The organism is Colwellia maritima, from assembly GCF_022669015.1.
Taxonomy (GTDB): domain Bacteria; phylum Pseudomonadota; class Gammaproteobacteria; order Enterobacterales; family Alteromonadaceae; genus Colwellia; species Colwellia maritima.
In genome coordinates this window covers 690235-710589 of the sequence record NZ_JAKKSL010000002.1, presented here as the reverse complement: position 1 = coordinate 710589, position 20355 = coordinate 690235, and the positions used below count along the sequence as shown (strand labels likewise).

The window sequence follows — 20355 nt, the reverse complement described above, 5'->3', positions numbered from 1 at the left end:
AGGCTTATATATCTTTTAAAACCGCTTTCAACCTGGCAAAAGTAGTCATTTGGTCATTTGCCAACATACTTGGGTAATCAGGATTATTAGCGATAAGTGAATAGCTTCCATTGGCCTGCTTTTTAACAACTCGTAGTAAATATTGATCGTCTCCAGTTTCATCTTGAGTTTCTATTGCCATTGTTAAACCGGAAATAGAGCCTGCATTATTTGGTGTGATCCATTCAAGTAATAATAAATCTCCGTCTTCAATTGGCGCTTTACCACCGTTCATTGAATTGCCTGACGCTGTGGCAACAAAATGTATATCGGGATTTAACTTTCCAAAACTGTGAGCTGTATCGGCAATGAAATGCATTTCAACCTCGTCATGTTGGTTGGTTTTAAAATGGCCACAAGCAATTTTAAGGTTTTGATAAAATGGCAAATATAAACCTGAAATAGTTTCATCTTCAATTACTGCTACATTATCCTTAGGAACAGATTCTACAGGTCTGACAAATTTAGCTATATTCCCTTTAGCTGTGTGGTTGAGTAATACATTGAAATCTTCGCGCGATAGTTCTATATCAATTTTATTAAAGTAATTTATACCATCTTTAATCATCTGTTCTGTTATTTTGGTGAGTTCAGCTGACTCTAAATTCTCCCAAAGCACTGAATCAAATGAAATAATATTGAGATCTTTGCACTGATAAAAGAAACGCTTACGTTCAAACTTTTCAAATGGATTTTCTCTTATGCTTTTTTTCAAATAATTAATATTACTTAAGTTACTTGTTTTATTAAGTGGGTTACCCTGTTTTTCAGCTCTTCCAAATTTTGTCAATAAATCTTGATAAAATTGTTGGTACTTTTTAACCAAATTATCAATATTAAGTTCACCACGGTTATTACAGTGATTAACCATTGCCAATAGAAAAATAATTTTATAAGAAAATGTATAATCTTTTTTGTCTAAAAACTCATAGAAGTCTAATTTACGCGTTTTTTCGGTTCTATCTTTGATGTTTTTTTCTTTTTTGATTATTAACAATTGTTCTTCAGAAAAGTAATTAAGTGTTTTATTGCCAAAAGGTAGTGTTCTATATGCACTAATCTCTTGTTTTTTTAACCAAGACTTAATTGTTGATGTAGAGACAAAAAGCTCTCTCGCTAATTGTTCTTCATTCATTAAATGGCCAAACTCTTGCTCAAAGTTAAATATATTAATTGGCTCTAATCGGCGCTCTGTTTCCCATAAACCATCCAAAATAATTAGCTCACGATTAGGGGTTCCTTCAACATTTCTGACTAAATCGCCAAATGGTGGTACATGCCAAAATTGAATAGACTATGAACTGACCATGGTTGCAACGCTGAGCTGTAGCTATCAACTACATCAATAACATAAAGTGCTTCTTTATCAGGGTGGTTACGAGTTCCTCTGCCAAGTTGTTGAGTATATAACACCTTTGACATGGTTGGCCTTGCCATAACAATTACTGATGTTTGGGGTGCATCCCACCCTTCATTTATCAAATCACAAGCACATAAAAATTGTATAGCGCCCTGCTTGTACTCATCTAAGCCTTTCCTGTTTGTGCCATGCACTGAAGCAGACTTTACGCCATGTTGATTCAGTAGAGCTGACATGCGTTTGGCGTGTTTAATATCGACACAAAATATTACGCCCTGTTTTGTTTGTAGTGATTCATTAGTGTGGCTATTAGAATGACTGGCTGAGAAATACTTTACTAACAGATCAACAACTAATTGATCACGAGACGGTACTTGCACCGACTTTTGCAAATCACTTTTAACAAATTCTTTGCCGTTAAAGCGTACACTGGAAAGGTCAATATTCGACTGTAATCTAAATGCTCTAATCTGCGGTATTAATTTCTGTTTAATTGCCTCTTCCAAAGACAAGTTAATTTGATAACTGCCAAAAATATCTTCCAACCTTTGTTGATCTAAACGGTCTGTTGCTGTTAACCCTAAAAGATTTTGAGGATTATAATATTCTAAGACATTGCGCAAACCATGTGCTGCAGCACGATGAGCTTCATCTACTAAAATATAATCGAAATGAGTAGAAACATGACTTCTGTAGTGCCTTAAAACATAAGCACTCGTTTGAACAATGACATCGAGTGTTTCATCGTAAAAGTCTTCGCCAACGTTAATCTCCTTTAATTGCACGATAATTCGTTTAATAAGCTGCTTTTTTAGTTCTGTACTTGGCACTATCGCTAATGCTCTTTTAACCAAACCCTTTCGAAAATTCTTGCCTAAAATCCTCAATAAAAACTTCTGTTTTCCCTGTTCCTGGCGGTAGAACAATTAAAAAGGTTTGATTGCCGTTCGATCTTTTTCTTGTAATGACTTAACTGCAGTTGCTTGGTGTTCATATAAAGAAAAGTCTATTGTGCGTTCAGCTCGATATAATGGCGCTGATTGAAACCCTTGCTTGTCACCGAAATATTCTTTTATTTGATCTTCAAATTTAAAGTCATCTTGCATGCCTCTATTTGACCAACGAAAAACGCGGTATCCATCATTGACTAATGAGTTTTGTTTAAACAGCTGCGAACGATATTTTTTTTCAGAGACAATAGCCGATAATGGGTGATGATATTGTTCACCATTAAGCTCTATCGCGATAGGTGTTGAGTTACGATGTAACACATAATCAATATAACGTCGGTGGCCTTGGCGATCCACATAGGGAGCTTCAGCTTGCAAGGCATAAATGTGTTTTGCACCAAATACTTTTTCAAATGAAACGGCAAAGTTAAATTCTGGAGGTGTTGGGTCAATATGAGTTTCGCTACGGTCAGATCCATATATTTTCAACTCTAATTCTTCAATACCTCCAGATAAAAATAATGCTAACTCAGCTTTTAAAAGTGCTATATCGGTTCCTAAAAAACGATATAAACCATTATATTGATGCATCACTTTATTTTGATAGCTTGTATAATCAACATATTGAAAGTCTGCAATTAATAAATCGTAAAGTGTTGTATCAATTAAAATTGCGGCTTATTTTTACTTGCGCACTTATTTAAGTAGAGACGGCCGACTGAAACCACTTCTGATAGGGTGTAATTATAGCTTGCTAATAAGCTATCAATCTTAAGTAAAGTCATGAAGATTTATGCTACTTTAATCAATATTGCATTTAGCCATTTTTCACCATGACGATTAGGCCGTACATCTTCTGTTATCCAAGTTCTATCTATCACTAACCCAGTATTTTTAATAAACTCATTTAACCTTGATTCATTTGCATTAGTAAAATATCGACCGTTTCGAGTAATATCATTATCTCCATATTTAAAAGAACAATAAAAAACACCATCTATTTTCAATTGATTAGCTAGGTTTTTGAAAGAGCCTGATATCTTATTACTTGGTACATGAAGTAACGATGCACACGCCCATATAGCATCATATAAACATTCTGGTGACTTACTGTTAAAATTTTCAAATGTATTTAATGTAACATTTATTCCCGTGTATTCACTTGCTTTAGCGGTTAACGCTTCACACGCATCAAACGCTGTTACTTGATAACCTTGATTGATGAAAAATAAAGTATCTCGGCCTGAACCACAACCAAGATCAAGAATATGAGATCCGCTTTTAACTAGCGGTAAAAATTGTTGATAAATAGGTGATAAATCTGCTTCAACAGTATCATTAAAAAAACTAGTAGCATTTTCATTATAAAAATTATTAGACATATAAACCTGTTAATTACCTTACATCTCAGTGGCCATAATTTCTTCAATATATTTGATCAACAATACAGCATCTGCGTGTGATACAGGTAATTCGCCATTATTATTTATGGCGTCTGCAAGTTTTGCATAGTAGTTTAAGTAATTACCTTTAACGACTTGCCTACTTGTTTTATTACCATCAATGCTATAGAAATCATAACTAGCATTATCACCATACTCTGGATTATCAGGGGCCATACCGGCAATAAGCCGGTGTTCTTGCTCCCCCATTTCATGAAAATAGTAGGTTCCTTTGGTAGTATGCAATTTATAGCGCTCATCCGCTTTTACAGCCGCCATTGTTGATTTAAGTCTGACAACTGTGTTTTTATAATTGAGGTTGATAAAAAAGTAATCAACAATTTTGGTGCCTTCTCTTAACTTTCGTACTTGTCCGTTAAGGCTAATTGGCTTGCCAAATAAACATAATATTTGATCAAGTAAATGCGTGCCAAGATCATACAATTGATTACTCGCAGGCAGGCCGGCAGCTTTCCAACTATTGTCGTTAACCATTTTAAATCGGTCCCAGGTAACATCCAACTCATAGGGATTTTCATCAGAACGATTTACAATTTCTTTAAGGGTTAAAAAATCACCGTCATAACGACGATTTTGATAAACGGTTATGACTTTGCCCTTTTCTATGGCCAAAGCATTTAATGCTAAGGCTTGCTTATAGGTTGCGGTGTATGGTTTTTCAACCAGTACATGTTTTCCTTTATTAAGGGCCATTTTGGCATGTTCATAATGCATATGGCTTGGCGTTGTAATAATGATTAAGTTAATTTGATCATCGTCAAGCATCGACTCATAGTCTCGATAAATAGTTGCTTGAGGATGTTCTAACTGGGCTTTATTGCCGGTTCTTTGGGTAATTGCGGTTAGTGTGAATGCATCATGGGCTTTGAGGAATGGTATATGAAATACTTTTGCTGAAAATCCATAGCCTAAAACACCGGTTTTTATTTTACTCATATTTCCTTGCCCTATTTTCTCGTTTATTCACGCGTTTATTCACGCGTAAATTTGCCTTGCTTATTTTGCGGACTAAATTTGCGGACGAAAGTAGCAAAACTGTCTCGCTATAGTGATAAGATGAAAATTAAACACTAATTTTCAATAAGTTAATGTCTTTTTAACCCTGAGTTAAGGTTAAGTTATTACTTGTAGAAAATACGGTTAAAGCGCTTAAATCGTTATGCGGCTTCAATATTAAGGCTGTTACACCATTCAATGGCTTTTAAAAATTCTTCTTGAACAAGTTTTTTGTCTAATGAATATTGTTTTAAGCTCTCAATTAAATTTTTGTTAGATTTTAACTTTTCATAACCTAATATATAGTTAGTGGTTAAATCGAGTAATTGCCCCAACAAACCATCATGCTTCACTAAGGCTGTTTCTATTGGTTTTGCTAAAGGCATTGTTTTAACAATTTCGGCCATTGGCATAGACAACATTACTTCTATCGCACTGAGTAAACCGGTAATGAACGCTAAATCATTAACTTCTTTAAAGGCTACATGATTACTTAAGGCAAGCATCATTTTGCCTGTAATCAATGCTTGTTTACACACTTCATCGGTAGTTTCTGAGGTTAGGTTTGATAAAGCAAGAATTGATACAAACTGTCTTAGTTTGTCTTCACCTAAATAGGCAGCGGCTTGTTTTAATGAGGTTATTTCAACGCGTGAGCCTGTTGATACATTGTTTACCATTTTAAGTAAACCAACCGTTAAGTTAACGTCATGACTGATAATTTCAGCAACAGCTTCAAAATTTAATGGGTAATTGAACGTTTCACTTAACAAACTCAGCATTTGAGTTTTAATGGGTGACAGTGCTTGCCCTTCAATAATTTCAGGTTCGTGGTAAAAATAACCTTGAAAGTAATCAAACCCAACTTCGGCCAGTGTTTGTTGTTGGTTTCTTGTTTCTACTTTTTCTGCTGCAATTGCAATGTTAAAAGGTCTCATACGTTCAACCGCATGAATTATTCGTTTTGTGTTTATTTTTTCAATATCCACTTTCACAATATCAATATACGGAAAAAGTACGTCCCAATGTGGCGCTAAATCATATTCGGTTAGTGCAACCATGTAGCCATTTTCATGATAAAACTTAATGATTTTTAATAATTTTTTGGTAGGTTTATCTGCTCCTACAAGTTCAATCACAATGCTGTCTTTATCAAACATTAAGGGAAATTTATGAATTAGGCAGTTTTCAGTAAAATTTATAAATGCCAGTTTACCCATACTAATTGTTTTAATATCACCATGAATATGGTTTTGAATAATCAGCTTTGAACTCGCTACATCCTGTTCAATATCAGGAAACTTGTTATCGCTACTATCTCTAAATAATAATTCGTAACCAATAGTTTCTGATTTCTCATTAAGAATAGCTTGTCTGGCGATATAGGTATGTTTCATTTTACATTTTTATTGAGGACTAATTACCTTCAAGATTACCATTTTCGTATGAAATTACTAGCGTAAAATCGCAAGTTAGTGCAAATTTTGCTTAAGGTTTTACCTTCTCTTTAATATAAGGCATTAACATTTCTCCTGTACCATCAACACTATTAACCTCTTGAAGGTTAAGTAATTTACTTAAAAAAGGAAAAAGATGTACATTTTCAAAGGTTAAAATTTCTTTTGATTGTGATATGTCAGGACCTACCGCAATAAATATACCTAATAATTCATTTTGTTTGAATGGATCATATCCATGGGTACCCATTCCCATGTGCATAGTCTTTATATCAACCGCTTCTTTTATAAACGTTGCTTTGGTGGTATTGCTTCAATTATAATATCTGGCACAAGGGGACTGTCAGTATTTAACTGCCAATGTTTTGGGTAATTTCCTTTAGAATAAATGTGATATAGATTTTTATTATGTTTTGTTTCAGCGATAACCTTTAAACGACTTAGTACATCTGAGGGGTCTAAATTATTTGATTTAGGTGGGGTAAAATATAGATAGAGTTGGGTATCATTTTTAGCCATAGTAATGGCTTTGGTTTTAATTAAATTTTGTATAGAAGCATCAAAAGTTGTAGAGGGTTTAATCAGTTTGTTTTTGTCTTTCTCCATCATGCCATGGTCTGATACGAGAATAAGTGTAATGTCATCATTATTATCTGCCGATAGTTTAGCAATGAATTTACCAATTAAAGAATCAATTTCTTGTACTGATTGCTCTACTTCTTTTGAGTTTGGCCCATAAGTGTGCCCTGCACTGTCAACCGTTGAAAAGTAACTTACAATTAAACGTGGACGCTGTTCATCAGGTAATGCTAACCATTGTAAAATTTGATCAAAGCGCTTTTGGTTAGAGTCTTTTGTATTAAAAGGAATGTTATAGGTTGGTTGTTTGCCTAACGCTTCAGACTCTGGCCAAAAGTACACGGCGGTTTTCAAGCCTTGTTGTTCAGCTACTGTCCACAAAGGATCGGCTTTTAACCAAGCAGCATTTTTTTTACCCGCCCCTAATTTATAGTGTTGGCCTATTTCTGGACTATAAAAAGCATTGTTCGTAATGCCATGATGTATGGGATATTTGCCAGTAATAATCGACAAATGATTTGGGAAGGTTTTACTTGGATACACCGATGCAAGCTTAGCCGAAATACCTAATTTTGATAAAGCTAAAATGTTCGGTGGTTGATGCTTATGAATATACTCATAAGCAAAACCATCAATGGACAATAAAACTATAACGGGTGGGGTTGTTTCACTGCGGGCTGAACTACAAAAAAACAACACAAAAAAACAAGCAGAAATAAAACGCGACATTTTCTATCCTTTAGAAACCCATCCGTTAATTGCACCAAGCGCATTCATCAGCTTACGGCAATTAAGCAATTAAAATAAATCTTTGATATTTGCTAAATCAGCTTTACCTTTAACGATTTCTTCTGGCGTTAAGCCTGATATTTCGTGTGGAAACACTAACCATTCTGTTGATTCATGAACGGTATAGTCTGGTGTTATATCCACTTGCTTATTGCTAGGTTTATACCACGGACAAGCAATACGAACATCCTTAGGCATGTTTTTTCTCATGGTTAAATTGAGTTTTTCAATTAAAGCTTTAATGCTACGCCCTGAATCAAAAACATCATCTACAATTAATAAACCATCATCTGCATTGGCGTTTTCTATAATATAATGCAGTCCATGAACTGTTATTTCTTTACTTTGTTTGTTAATGCCATAATAAGAAGAAGTACGTACCGCAATATGATCAGTATCGACTTTTTTATAATCAAAATATTCTTGAACTGCAATACCTATTGGAGCTCCTCCTCGCCATATACCAACAATAAATTGTGGTCTGAAACCGTCTTCGTATACTTTAGCGGCAAGTCTAAAAGAATCTTCAAGTAATTCTTGTGCGGTAATAAATTTTTTATCCATTGAAATAAACCTTAATACTAATTTTTGGTTATTATAACGTGATTATTTTTGTTTTTTAAATTATTTGTCTAATTAGTCAGGTTTTTATTTTATATAAAGCTTATTTCGTTAAAAACTTATGTATTTAATGAACACTTTCAGCCTGCAAAAAATTTAACTTAGCAATGTATTGATGCTCTATGGATTTGGCTTTATTTAACGATAACGCTTTTTTCATTGCACTTTCAGCATCATCTAACCTATCCATTTCATAATACACTTTAGCTATGCCAAAATAAATTTCATGTATTTTATTATTTAACCGTAATGCTTTTTTATAATGTTTCAAAGCTTGCGAGTAATTACCTTTATAATAGGCCTCATCTGCTAATAACGCATGGTAATAAGGGTTCTCAATTCGTTTTTGGATAAGGGTTGATTCTATTTTCTTAGCTTCCTTATATTTTTGTTGGCTGCGCAATAATAGGGCTAAATTAGTTAATGATGTTAAGTTATTATGATTAATATAAATAGCGTATCTGTAGGCTTGCTCCGCTTCACTTATATTACCGTTCAAGCGATAAAGCACCGCTAAATTTCCCCAAGCAGGACTAAAAGTTTTGTCTTTTAAGGTTGCCGCTTTAAAGTATTGATAGGCGACATCATACTTATGTTGAACAACTGCTTGGCCACCTTTATTATTATAAAACATAGCGACTACCCTATTTTTGGTAATAACTCTCCTAGCAAAATTTTGTTTAACGGCATAAGGGTCAAAATCTATTTGAATTTTGTCACGGCCATAGATAATACGATTATTGAGAGCGCTATTGGTATCTACCAGTAAATTTACGTGTCCGGTGAGTAAGCTAAACTGACCATTTCTTATCCAGTATTCAGGTACATCTACTTGTTGAAAATTTACGCTTAAATTCGCCCTTTTGGCCAAAGCATAAGCCATTATAGTAAGCGACATGCAATTTGCCTCTTGACTATGAAAAGTCTCTCTTGCGGTAAGATTGGCATTACTGGCATAACTCAGAGCAATGTTATCTTTTGAAAAAATCTGTTTTAGTAATTTAGTGGCTTTTTTTTCAACATTTTTGGTCGTATTAATGGAATGCTCAACCATATAGATCATTTCATCATCGAGCATAAAGATTTCGTCTTCTGTTTCTAATGTAAAGGAAGAGGTAGGACTAATGAATTGTTGATCTAAGTATAGAGGCACGTTTTGTGTGCCAGTTTGATAGCTATTATTACTTTGGCACGAAAATAATAAGGGTAAAAATAGAAATAAGACAATAATACGCATTATTCTTTCTCCCCGAATATTAATAAAAGGGTTAATAATAAGCATAGCTCATAATTAAAAAACGGCAATATCGAATGATATTTTATTCAGTATAATTACGGTATTCTCTTGGTGTACTACCTGTCCATTGCTTAAAAACCCGCGAAAATGTTGCGGCTTCGGTGTAACCAAGCCTATATGCAATGGTTTCTATAGAAGAAGTGGTTTCGGTAAGTAAATGAATCGCCTTATCTCGCAAGAATTGAGCTTTTAATTGATTAAAACTACGCTTTTCAACGGATAGATTTCTTCTTAAAGTTCTAACACTTTTATTCATTTTTTGAGCAATGGACACCATACTAATATCAGATGAAATTGCCATGAGCTTTAAACACTCATTTGAAACAATACTACTAGTGTCTGCTAACTGCACACGTTTAAACCAGTATTCAGGTAATTGTTCTATATATTTTTTCAATGCCATTGGTGACCGTTTACAGGGCGAATCTAAATACTGAATAGGAAATACTAATTTTGCAGTTTCACAATTGAAGGTTATATTATCGGTTGAAAACATTAATAGGTATTCAGAAATATGAGTTGTTTTGCCATAGGGTAAACAAACTTGGCTGAGAGGAATTTCTTTACCTAATAACCAACTCGGAAATCGATGCCAAATTAACATGGCTAATTCAGTTAAAATAATTTCACTGTTTTGATCTAAAGATTGTACCTGAAAATGAACACTGGCTTGTGTTGGTTCAATTATCAATTTTAAGGACAATTGTTTTGTCATTGCAGTTAACGCCATTTCAGTATTTTTATATACTTCAAATAAGTTATTACAATGAATAACATTACGCGCTAATAGCAAGAAGCTTCCTAAAGGCATAGGCTCTTTAGATAAACCTAAAAATTCATCTTTGTATGTTGTTGATATTACCTTTATTAATTTACTGAATTGTAGTGGTGTTATTCGGCTTTGAGGTTTTTTTAATAAAGCTAATTTCACACCTGCTAGCATTAACAGCTTTTCTGTTTCATGCTCATCATTGCTAATACAATCTAAAATCGTTTTAACAAAAATAATAGAAATGGTATGGTTTTGGCGCATTATATTATCTTTTACCTGTTATTTAATAATTAGCACAACTCGTTATTGAAACAAATGACTTGTATTTGGCCTAAATCATTTTGACCAAGTGTATTATGGCCGAAAATGTTAATTATTTGTCTGATAATATCATTCATTTTCAGCGAACCAAACACTAATCTACTGACTATATAATTCACCTATTGATATAAAAGGTTTGTAGTGAATATTTCCAGTGATGAATTCAATATTTTTGAAGATATGACCATGCGGTTTCTAAAGCAGGAAGTAGAGCCATTTTTCGAAGAGTGGGAAGAACAAGAAAACATGCCGAAATCTATCTGGAAAACCATGGGTGATGCTTTGGTTTACTTGGTATAGATATGCCTGAGCAATATGGTGGCGCATCCGCACCTTTTGATATTACCCAAATGATTATATATCAAATGTCAAAAATGTGTTTTGCGGGCCTAGCCACGGGTTATAACATTCATGCAAACATTGTTATGCCTTACCTTTTACATTTAGGAACAGAAGAGCAAAAGCAATACTGGATACCTAAAATGATCAGTGGCGATACCATTGGGGCATTAGCGATGACTGAACCCGGCGCAGGCAGTGATGTTGCGGCAATGAAAACTACAGCGGTTAAAGAGGGTAATGAATGGGTATTAAGCGGTTCAAAGGTATTCATTACTAATGGCATGAATGCAAATTTAGTGATTGTTTGTGCGAAAACTGATACTAGTCTTGGTGCAAAAGGGATTTCATTATTTTTAGTAGATGCTACGTTAGGCGGCTTTTCTCGCGGAAAAAAACTAAAAAAGCTTGGCCAACATACCGGCGACACGTCTGAATTGTTTTTTGATAAACTTCGTCTTTCTGAAGATTGTCTACTTGGAGAGCTGAATAAAGGCTTTATTCATTTAATGACTGAGTTACCACGGGAACGTCTTGGTTGTGCTATTCAGGCTATTGGTGCTAACGATGGTGCTTTGGAGGAAACCATTAATTATGTTGCCGAGCGTCAAGTGTTCGGTCAGTCAGTTGCTAAATTTCAAAATACACGCTTTAAACTTGCCGAGCTAAAAGCACAGCAGGAATTATGTCGTTCATTTTTAAATGCTTGTACTGAAAAACTAAAATCGCATGAAATGACTACAGAAGATGCAGCTATTTTAAAGTTAATGACAACAGAAGCTCAATGTAAAATTGCCGATGAATGTTTACAACTCTTTGGTGGTTATGGCTATACGCGCGAATATAAAATCAGTCGTTTTTATGCCGACGCTAGGATACAGAAAATTTATGGTGGAACTTCAGAAATAATGAAAGAAGTTATTGCCCGCACTTTATTTGGTCGCTAATGTTCAACAGTTTCAATCAGTTGGTACTTTCGTTTTAGTTAAATTTAGGAAACATAATGTCAAAATTAAATGGTGTTGTAATATTAAGTGCTGTACGTACTGCAATTGGCGGCTTTGGTGGTAGTCTTAAGGGATTTACACCGGCACAACTCGGTACACTGTGCGCAAAAGAAGCGATAACTAAAGCAAATATTTCCGCTAAAAGGATCAGTTCATGTATTGTTGGCAAAGTGATTCATAATGGCCCTAAAGATGCTTATTTAGCACGTGTGATCGGATTAGATTCAGGTTTAGAGACCAGTAGTCATGCTGTCACCCTAAATCGATTATGTGGTTCAGGTCTTGAAGCAATCATTCAAGCTGCTCAGCAAATTCAACTCGGCGATGTTGATATAGCACTTGCCGGCGGAGCGGAAAGTATGTCTACTTCAGCTTATACACTTGAAAGTAATCGTTGGGGACAAAAAATGGGTGACAGTGTCCTTGTTGATGAATTATCAACGACACTACAAGATCCTTGGAATGATTTTCATATGGGGATCACAGCAGAAAACATTGCGGATAAATATGGTATTACCAGAACAGAACAAGACCAATTTGCAGCTCAAAGTCACCAGAAAGCAGCCAGTGCTATTGAAAAAGGTTACTTTAAGGGTCAAATAGTACCTATTGAAATCAAGTCACGAAAAGGTACCCAAGTATTTGATATTGATGAGCATGTGCGTCCAGAAACGACAGCCAAATCAATCTCAACATTAAAACCACACTTCAAGCAAGATGGTACAGTGACAGCAGCCACTTCATCTGGCATAAATGATGCGGCATCTATGGTTGTACTTATGTCGGAACAAAAAGCGTTAAAAGAGGGATTAAAACCTATTGGCCGCTTAATTGCTTATGCTAGGGCCGGTGTAGAACCCTCACTAATGGGGATAGGACCAATTCCTGCCGTAACTCAGGTTTTTGAAAAATCAGGATTAACGATAGATGATATAGATGTAATAGAATCAAATGAAGCGTTTGCTGTTCAAGCCATTTGTGTCGCTAATGCATTAAATTTTCCGGAGATAAAGTAAACCCAAATGGCGGTGCTATTGGTTTAGGTCATCCTGTTGGTGCAACAGGTGCTATTTTAACAACAAAATGTTTACATGAATTAAAAAGAATTAATGGTAATTATGGCTTGGTAACTATGTGCATTGGCGGCGGTCAAGGTATTGCCGCAATATACCAAGCCATGTAGTTTTAACATAAAGCTCATTTACCACAGCTGAAATATTCCATTTGTGGCTACGCTGAGTATAAATACGTTACATAATCATGGGCAACATCTTCCCATAAAAAGCGGGCTTTAAAAGCATTAGCGGCAATGATATTCCATTGTTTTGTGTTGTCTAATTTTAAAGATAATACTTTATCAAAACAGTTTAATAGATTAATTGCCTGCTCGTTGGGTGTGTCTCCATTAAAGGTAAAACCATTTTCGTTGTTGATTATAGTATCGCTTAATCCACCAACATCATGAGCTAAACAAGGTTGTCCGGCACGCATGGCTAACATTTGACTAATGCCGCAAGGTTCAAATGAACTTGGCATTAAAAATAAGTCTCCTGTGCTGTATAAATTTTCAGATAGCGCTTCAGAGTAACCTTTAAGGAAAATAAAATTTGTACGTTTGGCTGCTATTTGCGTTAAAAAGTTTTCTAATGCTGAATCACCACTACCAAGTAGAATGAAAATCCCCTTATTCCCAAGCATGGAAAGTATATTTTCTAACGCGCTTTCGCCATTAACCATTGTTTGTTGAAACAAACGGACTTTTTGATCCGTAATTCGACCAACCGAGGTTAAAATCAGTGGTTTTTTCTTAGGTTTATCGCATGTTAATTGTTTAATTCTTGTTGTTGCAATTAAATGGGCACTATCCACTAAAGGTTTATTTGCCAACCATTTTAATAATTCGTTTTCACACAGTTGTAATAGTTTTGTAACCCCTAATTTTTTGGTTTTCGTTGCTTTACTCTCATCCTCACTATCCATCACAGGATACTCACAACCATTGAGTATTCCATGCAAGCGCCCTGTTTCTTTGGCTTCTCTTAAATCAAGTTCTAACCCTTCCCCTCCAATGTAGCCGTGTTCAGGATTACTGGGTAATAAAATTTCTTGTGCGTAGGTTGGTGATACAGCATGAACTTTATCAGAGAGTTTTATTGCTGCGCGCATGGGGTTATAACAATGGTTATAACGTGGATCATTTATTTTACTAGGGTCAAATGATAACGATGGAAACCAGGCTTTTAGTGAAGATTCATCATCAGCTATGGGTCTAATACCTTGTAAAGCAAGATTATGGATTGTATAGACAGTTTTGATTGATTTGAGTTGTTGATATTCAGGGTCAAATGCACGAAGTACTGAGACCATAGCCGTATGCCAATCGTGTAGATGCAAGACATCAATTTGACCAAAAACATCATTGATTATTGCTTTGGCTACTGATGCACTAAAAAGAGCGAACTTGGTTGCGTCTGATGCAAATGGTCGGTTATCGGGGTCGTCACAATAAATTTTTCCTTGCCCGCCTTGTGAAAATAGAGGATGTTCTATTACCCATTGGGTGACATTATTAATATCCGGGTCAATTTTAAAGACTTCTACTGTTTGATAATGACCGGCAAACATAACCTGTAGTATGGTAACGTGTTTTGCCGTGGGAAGTTTAGAGAAAACACCGTAACCCGGTATTACCACATCAACTTGTTGACCAATACTGGCAAGTGCCAACGGTATATCTCGTACAACATCACCAATTCCGCCAACTTTACCACCAAAAAAAGCATCATTTTCAGCAGCAGCCATTAATATTTTCATCTTCTACCCTTTAATCATTTATACAATAAAACTGTAATTTTACAAATACCAAGCCCATTAAAATTGTCACTTTGAGTGAAATTTATAAGATTAGAAACATGGTATTAATTGAACATAATGGTTATTCAAGGCTATATTCACCTGAATAACCATTATCTGGCAAACTACAATATAATAAACTACATTAATGTAAATGTAGTGTGTTAAGAAGTTTAGGTAATAACGTCGGGGTTGTTTCTACCCGTAAACGTTTTTATTCCTGCTATGCTGTCTGCAATAGCAATTAGACTCGTTAACGCCTTTTGCGTATCTTGATCTAACAATTTAGGGTCACTTTCAAAACAGTCAATGTAAACACGTAATGTTGCCCCTTGTGTTCCTGTGCCTGAGAGTCTATAGACAATACGGCCACCATTATTTAAATAAATACGCACACCTTGGGCAACGGTTTTACTGTTATCAACGGGATCAGTATATTGAAAATCGTCAGCGTTCTCTATTTCAACACCAGAGATGATTTGTCCTGGTAAATCTGATAATTTCTCTTTTAATTGTGCAATCATGGTATGAGCTTGTTCACTGTCTACCGCTTCATAGTCATGACGGGTAAAGTAATCACGGCCATACGTAGCCCAATGTTCTTTTACAATATCACTTAACGACTGTTTTTTAACCGCTAATAAATTAAGCCAGAATAATACCGCCCAAAGACCGTCTTTTTCTCTTACGTGGTCAGAGCCTGTTCCGAAACTTTCTTCGCCACATAAAGTTATTTTTCCAAAGATCTAATAAGTTTCCGAAAAATTTCCAACCAGTTGGGGTTTCATAACAGCTTATATCCATTGCCGTAGCAACACGATCAACCGCCCTACTGGTTGGCATTGACCTTGCCACACCTGCAATACCTTTTGAATAAGCCGGAATATAATGTGCGTTAGCCGTTAGTAGCGCAAGACTATCGCAAGGATTAACATAGAAATTTTTACCTAAAATCATATTGCGATCTCCGTCGCCGTCTGATGCTGCTCCGAAATCTAGGGGATCGTCACCTAGCAATAAATCAACTAATTCGTGAGCATGGACTAAATTAGGATCCGGATGCCCACCACCAAAATCAGTTAACGGAATACCGTTAATCACAGTACCTTTTGGCGCACCTAACCTATTTTCAAGTATTTCTTTTGCGTATGGACCATTAACGGCATGCATAGCATCAAAACACATGCGAAAATCACCTTGCGAAAGTAAGGCTTTCATCAAATCAAAATCAAACATTGATTCCATCAAGTCGGCATAATCAACAACAGGATCTATTATATTAATGGTTGTTTGTGCTATTTGTTGCGAGCCTATGTTATCAAGGTCAATATTTTCAGCATCAATGGTTTTATAATTTTCAATGGATAATGTGTATTCATAGATTGCATTGGTTATTTTTTCTGGTGCGGGACCACCATTTTCACCATTAAATTTAATCCCGAAATCTTCATCTGGTCCACCTGGATTGTGACTAGCCGACAAAATAATACCGCCACAGGCCTTATTTTTTCTGATAACACAAGATGCTGCCGGAGTTGATAAAATTCCGCCCTTGCCAACTAATAGTTGTGAAAAACCATTTGCCACAGCCATGTTTATAATCACTTGTATGGCTTCACGGTTATAATATCGGCCATCACCGCCAATCACTAATGTTTTACCTGAACAAGGTGCTATTGTGTTAAATACAGCTTGAACAAAGTTTTCTAAGTAACCGGTTTGTTGAAATTGTGTCACTTTTTTACGTAAACCTGATGTACCAGGTTTTTGGTCATTAAAAGCCTTTGTTTTTATTTGTTTAATTGTCATTTTTACCTCTAAATAATCTGGTTAATTCAACCTAACCAGTTAAACATATTGTTTATTTAAATTTTTATCGATTTTGTAATTCAAATATTAACGTTGCCAACGGCGGAATTGATAAACTTAATTGATTTGATTGCCCAACATAAGGTTTATCTTGCGTTTCAACACCGCCGTTATTACCTATATTACTTCCACCATATTGGGCACTGTCGGTGTTCAAGCATTCACGATAAAACCCCGGTTCAGGTACACCCACACAGTAATTTTTATACGTTGTTGGTGTTAAATTTACAACAACTAAAGTTTGGAGCACTCCCTTCTTTTCCTTGACGTAAATAGATTAAAATCGACTGTTCGCTGTTTTGTGAATCAAGCCATTGAAAACCACTGCTGTCACAGTCAAGTTCGTAAAGGGAAGGAATGTTACGATAGCAATGATTTAGGTCTTTTATCAATTGCTGAACACCGCGATGTTTATTTTGGTGATCATCGTTTAGCAAATGCCAATCAAGGCTTTGATCATGGTTCCATTCATTCCACTGCGCAAATTCACAGCCCATGAAAAGAAGTTTTTTGCCTGGATGTGTCCACATAAAGCCATAATAGGCACGCAGGTTAGCAAACTTTTGCCATTCATCACCGGGCATTTTAGTCAGTAGTGACCCTTTGCCGTGTACTACTTCGTCATGGCTGATAGGTAAAACAAAGTTTTCACTGAAACTATAAACCAAACTAAACGTCATTTCGTTATGATGATGAGACCGATGAATAGGGTCTCGTTTCATATATGACAAGGTGTCATTCATCCAACCCATATTCCATTTAAAGCCAAAACCTAAACCGCCATTATCCACAGGTTGGGAAACACCAGGCCAAGCAGTTGACTCTTCAGCAATCATCATTACCCCAGGGTAGTTAAAATAGGCTCGGCTATTTACCTGTTGTAGTAAATTAATGGCTTCTAAATTTTCACGTCCCCCATGGTGATTAGGCAACCATTCACCGTCTTCTCTGCTGTAATCTAGATACAACATGGAGGCAACAGCATCGACACGTAAACCGTCAATGTGGAATTGATCTAACCAATAAATTGCATTACTAATTAAATAGCTTTGCACTTCTGCTCGGCCATAGTTATAGATAAGTGTTTGCCAGTCTGGATGAAAACCTTTGCGTAAATCTTGATGCTCATATAAACATGAACCATCGAATTTACCCGTACCATAAGCATCAGTAGGAAAATGGCCTGGTACCCAATCAAGCAATAAACCAAGCCCTGCTTGATGGCAACAATCTACAAAGTATTTAAAATCTTCAGCATTACCAAAACGGGAGGTCGGCGCAAACAGTCCAACAGGTTGATAGCCCCAAGAGCCATCAAACGGATATTCACTTACTGGCATAAGCTGTAGATGGGTGAACCCCATATCAAGCACATAGGGAATTAATTGTTCAGCAAGTTCACGATAAGTTAAATATTTATTGTGTAATTCACTATGTCCGTCTTGATGATTTCTTCGCCATGAACCTAAATGCACTTCGTATATGGAAACCGGACCATGATAATGATTAATGGAAGAAGCTCTTGTTTGCATCCATTGCGTGTCTTGCCATTGATACGGTTTTGTGGCGATAACCTTAGAAGCAGTTTCAGGTGGATGCTGCATCGATACTGCATAGGGGTCAGCCTTTAACGGTTGAATATGACCATTGGCATCAAGAATTTCGTATTTGTATGCGCTATTCATTGGGATATTAGGAATAAAAATCTCCCAAACACCTGCAGCGATATGTTTACGCATAACATGATGTCTGCCATCCCAAAAATTAAAATCTCCGACAACAGAAACACGCGTCGCTTCAGGTGCCCATACGACAAAATGCGTACCACTAACCTTATTAAAAGTTATTTGATGTGAACCCATCCATTGATAGACATGCTCATGAGTTCCTTCGCAAAAAAGATACAAGTCATCTTGATTAAGCAGAGATGGGAACTGATAAGGGTCATCAATTAATAGGGTGTCATTTTTATAACAAACTCTTAATCGATAAGTAAATACGTTTCTACGGCGGCCAAGCTTCCCTTCAAAAAGCCCTGCAGTATCCACTAAAGATAAAGCGGCAACACATTGATTAGTTTTACAATCAATTACCTCAACACTCAACGCTTCTGGCAAAAATGCTCTCACAATTAAGCCGTTTTCAGTTGGATGTTTATGTATGCCAAGTACAGAAAAAACGTCTTGATGTCGGGCATTAATTAATGCAGTTAGGTCTTCAGCATTCAACAAACTTAATGCGAGATTATTCATTATATTTTCCTAATATACCGGTAAATCAGTGTTGAAAATCAATGTCAATTATTCAATAGATAGTAAGAGCGTTGATTTTCACGTTCAGAAAAAACCTGAACATGTATCATTGGCTTATTTATCCATAGCCATAATCATACTTCGCGTAACCAAAACCACGCCTTTGTCTGTTACTCTAAAGCCATTAGCACGGTCATCGTCATGGTTATAACCAATCACCATACCTTCTGGAATTTCACAGCTGCGATCGATAATGGCTTTTTTAATTTTACAATTACGATTTACCACAACACTGGGCAATATAACGGCTTCGTCAATATCACAGTACGAATTAATACGCACTTTTGAAAACAACAAAGACCGTTTAACCGTTGAGCCAGAAACAACAACTCCGCCGGAAACAGTAGAATCAATGGCAATACCTCGTCTATTATCTTGGTCAAACACGAACTTGGCCGGCGCAGTTTGTTCTTGGAAAGTCCAAATAGGCCAATTTTCGTCATACATATCAAGTTGAGGCACAGGCGTGACTAATTCCATATTCGCTTCCCAAAATGAATCGAGTGTACCTACATCGCGCCAATATGGCTGCCTGCTACTATCAGGATCTTTAAATGGATAGGCAAACACACGGTGGGATTCAATGATTTTTGGAATAATATCATTTCCAAAATCGCCACTTGATGCTTCTTGAGCCGCATCTTTTTCTAATTGTTCAAATAAGAACTCAGTGTTGAAAATGTAATTACCCATGGAGGCCAAAGTCATACCTGGTTTACCTGGTACTTCAGATGGAACAGCCGGTTTTTCATCAAACCGACATACACGGTTATCTTCATCCACAGTCATTACACCAAAGGATCCAACAGCTTCAGCAACAGGTACTTCAATACAACACACTGTCATATCTGCACCGTTAGCAACATGTTCAGCTAGTAATGGACCATAATCCATTCTATAAACATGATCACCCGATAAAATCATGACATATTTTGGTAATTCATGTCTGATAATATCGATATTTTGAAAAACAGCATTGGCTGTACCTAAATACCAACCATCGCCTTTTTGCTGTGATCTTTGAAGAATTTCAATTGATTCACCCAATTCTTTCTTGAAGTGTCCCACGACCGCGATTGACGTGACGAATGAGTGAATGAGATTTGTATTGAGTAGCAATACCTACGCGTCTTATGCCAGAGTTAATGCAATTTGATAAAGGAAAATCGATGATTCTAAACTTACCACCAAAAAAAGTAGTTGGTTTTGCTCTTTTATCAGTTAGTTCAAACAACCTAGAACCACGCCCGCCGCCTAAAATCAGCGCATACGTTTCTTTTGTTAAACTACTAATTCTTCTTTCTTCATATTTGGGCATAGTGCCTCCTTTA

The 20355-nt window shown here is 36.0% G+C and carries 16 protein-coding genes and 3 pseudogenes; 3 read left to right on the top strand and 16 right to left on the bottom strand.

Features of this window, described 5'->3' with window-relative positions; translation table 11 throughout:
- Nucleotides 1-4 precede the first annotated feature (4 nt).
- From L3081_RS13485 to L3081_RS13435, 11 genes are all read right to left on the bottom strand, one after another.
- Entirely contained in the window at nucleotides 5-1252 is a 1248-nt protein-coding gene (locus tag L3081_RS13485; protein WP_242286661.1) for a S24 family peptidase, read from the bottom strand.
- Nucleotides 1253-1293: 41 nt separating this feature from the next.
- Nucleotides 1294-2286: a DEAD/DEAH box helicase gene (locus L3081_RS13480; RefSeq protein WP_420839731.1), complete on the bottom strand. Its 993-nt coding sequence runs from the start codon at nucleotides 2284-2286 to the stop codon at nucleotides 1294-1296.
- A 39-nt stretch (nucleotides 2287-2325) separates the two neighbouring features.
- The gene (locus tag L3081_RS13475) at nucleotides 2326-2943 is read right to left on the bottom strand and encodes a hypothetical protein (RefSeq protein WP_242286659.1); all 618 of its coding nucleotides are present in this window, start codon (nucleotides 2941-2943) and stop codon (nucleotides 2326-2328) included.
- Nucleotides 2944-3140: 197 nt separating this feature from the next.
- Complete coding sequence (locus L3081_RS13470; RefSeq protein ID WP_242286658.1) at nucleotides 3141-3731, bottom strand: class I SAM-dependent methyltransferase; 591 nt, start codon at nucleotides 3729-3731, stop codon at nucleotides 3141-3143.
- An 18-nt stretch (nucleotides 3732-3749) separates the two neighbouring features.
- Nucleotides 3750-4748: a Gfo/Idh/MocA family oxidoreductase gene (locus L3081_RS13465; protein WP_242286657.1), complete on the bottom strand. Its 999-nt coding sequence runs from the start codon at nucleotides 4746-4748 to the stop codon at nucleotides 3750-3752.
- A gap of 221 nt (nucleotides 4749-4969) precedes the next feature.
- Nucleotides 4970-6205: an EAL and HDOD domain-containing protein gene (locus tag L3081_RS13460; RefSeq protein ID WP_242286656.1), complete on the bottom strand. Its 1236-nt coding sequence runs from the start codon at nucleotides 6203-6205 to the stop codon at nucleotides 4970-4972.
- 91 nt (nucleotides 6206-6296) lie between these two features.
- Nucleotides 6297-6521, bottom strand: a complete 225-nt coding sequence (locus L3081_RS13455) for a hypothetical protein (RefSeq protein ID WP_242286655.1) — start codon at nucleotides 6519-6521, stop codon at nucleotides 6297-6299.
- Nucleotides 6522-6550: 29 nt separating this feature from the next.
- Nucleotides 6551-7573: an alkaline phosphatase family protein gene (locus tag L3081_RS13450; RefSeq protein ID WP_242286654.1), complete on the bottom strand. Its 1023-nt coding sequence runs from the start codon at nucleotides 7571-7573 to the stop codon at nucleotides 6551-6553.
- A gap of 69 nt (nucleotides 7574-7642) precedes the next feature.
- On the bottom strand, nucleotides 7643-8197 hold the full coding sequence (locus L3081_RS13445) for a phosphoribosyltransferase (RefSeq protein ID WP_242286653.1): 555 nt from the start codon (nucleotides 8195-8197) through the stop codon (nucleotides 7643-7645).
- A gap of 124 nt (nucleotides 8198-8321) precedes the next feature.
- Complete coding sequence (locus tag L3081_RS13440) at nucleotides 8322-9491, bottom strand: tetratricopeptide repeat protein (protein WP_242286652.1); 1170 nt, start codon at nucleotides 9489-9491, stop codon at nucleotides 8322-8324.
- A gap of 82 nt (nucleotides 9492-9573) precedes the next feature.
- Nucleotides 9574-10584: an AraC family transcriptional regulator gene (locus L3081_RS13435; protein WP_242286651.1), complete on the bottom strand. Its 1011-nt coding sequence runs from the start codon at nucleotides 10582-10584 to the stop codon at nucleotides 9574-9576.
- 201 nt (nucleotides 10585-10785) lie between these two features.
- Here L3081_RS13435 and L3081_RS26975 point away from each other — a divergent pair, with 201 nt between their 5' ends.
- The 3 genes and pseudogenes from L3081_RS26975 (at nucleotide 10786) to bktB (ending at nucleotide 13173) form a co-directional block, all read left to right on the top strand.
- The gene (locus L3081_RS26975; protein WP_338027332.1) at nucleotides 10786-10944 is read left to right on the top strand and encodes an acyl-CoA dehydrogenase family protein; all 159 of its coding nucleotides are present in this window, start codon (nucleotides 10786-10788) and stop codon (nucleotides 10942-10944) included.
- Between the two features lie 2 nt (nucleotides 10945-10946).
- Entirely contained in the window at nucleotides 10947-11930 is a 984-nt protein-coding gene (locus tag L3081_RS13425) for an acyl-CoA dehydrogenase family protein (protein ID WP_274620532.1), read from the top strand.
- A 56-nt stretch (nucleotides 11931-11986) separates the two neighbouring features.
- Nucleotides 11987-13173: pseudogene (gene bktB / locus L3081_RS13420) on the top strand (beta-ketothiolase BktB).
- Nucleotides 13174-13220: 47 nt separating this feature from the next.
- On the opposite strand, the gene L3081_RS13415 reads toward bktB, so the two are convergent.
- The 5 genes and pseudogenes from L3081_RS13415 to glgC all read right to left on the bottom strand — a co-directional run bounded on the left by L3081_RS13415 (nucleotide 13221) and on the right by glgC (nucleotide 20342).
- Nucleotides 13221-14804 (bottom strand): glycogen synthase, encoded by a 1584-nt coding sequence (locus L3081_RS13415; RefSeq protein ID WP_242286650.1) that lies wholly within the window; start codon nucleotides 14802-14804, stop codon nucleotides 13221-13223.
- A 212-nt stretch (nucleotides 14805-15016) separates the two neighbouring features.
- On the bottom strand, nucleotides 15017-15577 hold the full coding sequence (locus L3081_RS29400) for a hypothetical protein (protein WP_476728555.1): 561 nt from the start codon (nucleotides 15575-15577) through the stop codon (nucleotides 15017-15019).
- Nucleotides 15537-16652, bottom strand: a complete 1116-nt coding sequence (locus tag L3081_RS13405; protein ID WP_242286648.1) for an alpha-D-glucose phosphate-specific phosphoglucomutase — start codon at nucleotides 16650-16652, stop codon at nucleotides 15537-15539. Before L3081_RS13405 ends, L3081_RS29400 begins: the two co-directional genes overlap by 41 nt.
- A gap of 64 nt (nucleotides 16653-16716) precedes the next feature.
- Nucleotides 16717-18964 (bottom strand): annotated as a pseudogene (gene glgB / locus L3081_RS13400) (1,4-alpha-glucan branching protein GlgB).
- A 114-nt stretch (nucleotides 18965-19078) separates the two neighbouring features.
- Nucleotides 19079-20342: pseudogene (glgC, locus tag L3081_RS13395) on the bottom strand (glucose-1-phosphate adenylyltransferase).
- Nucleotides 20343-20355: the final 13 nt, after the last annotated feature.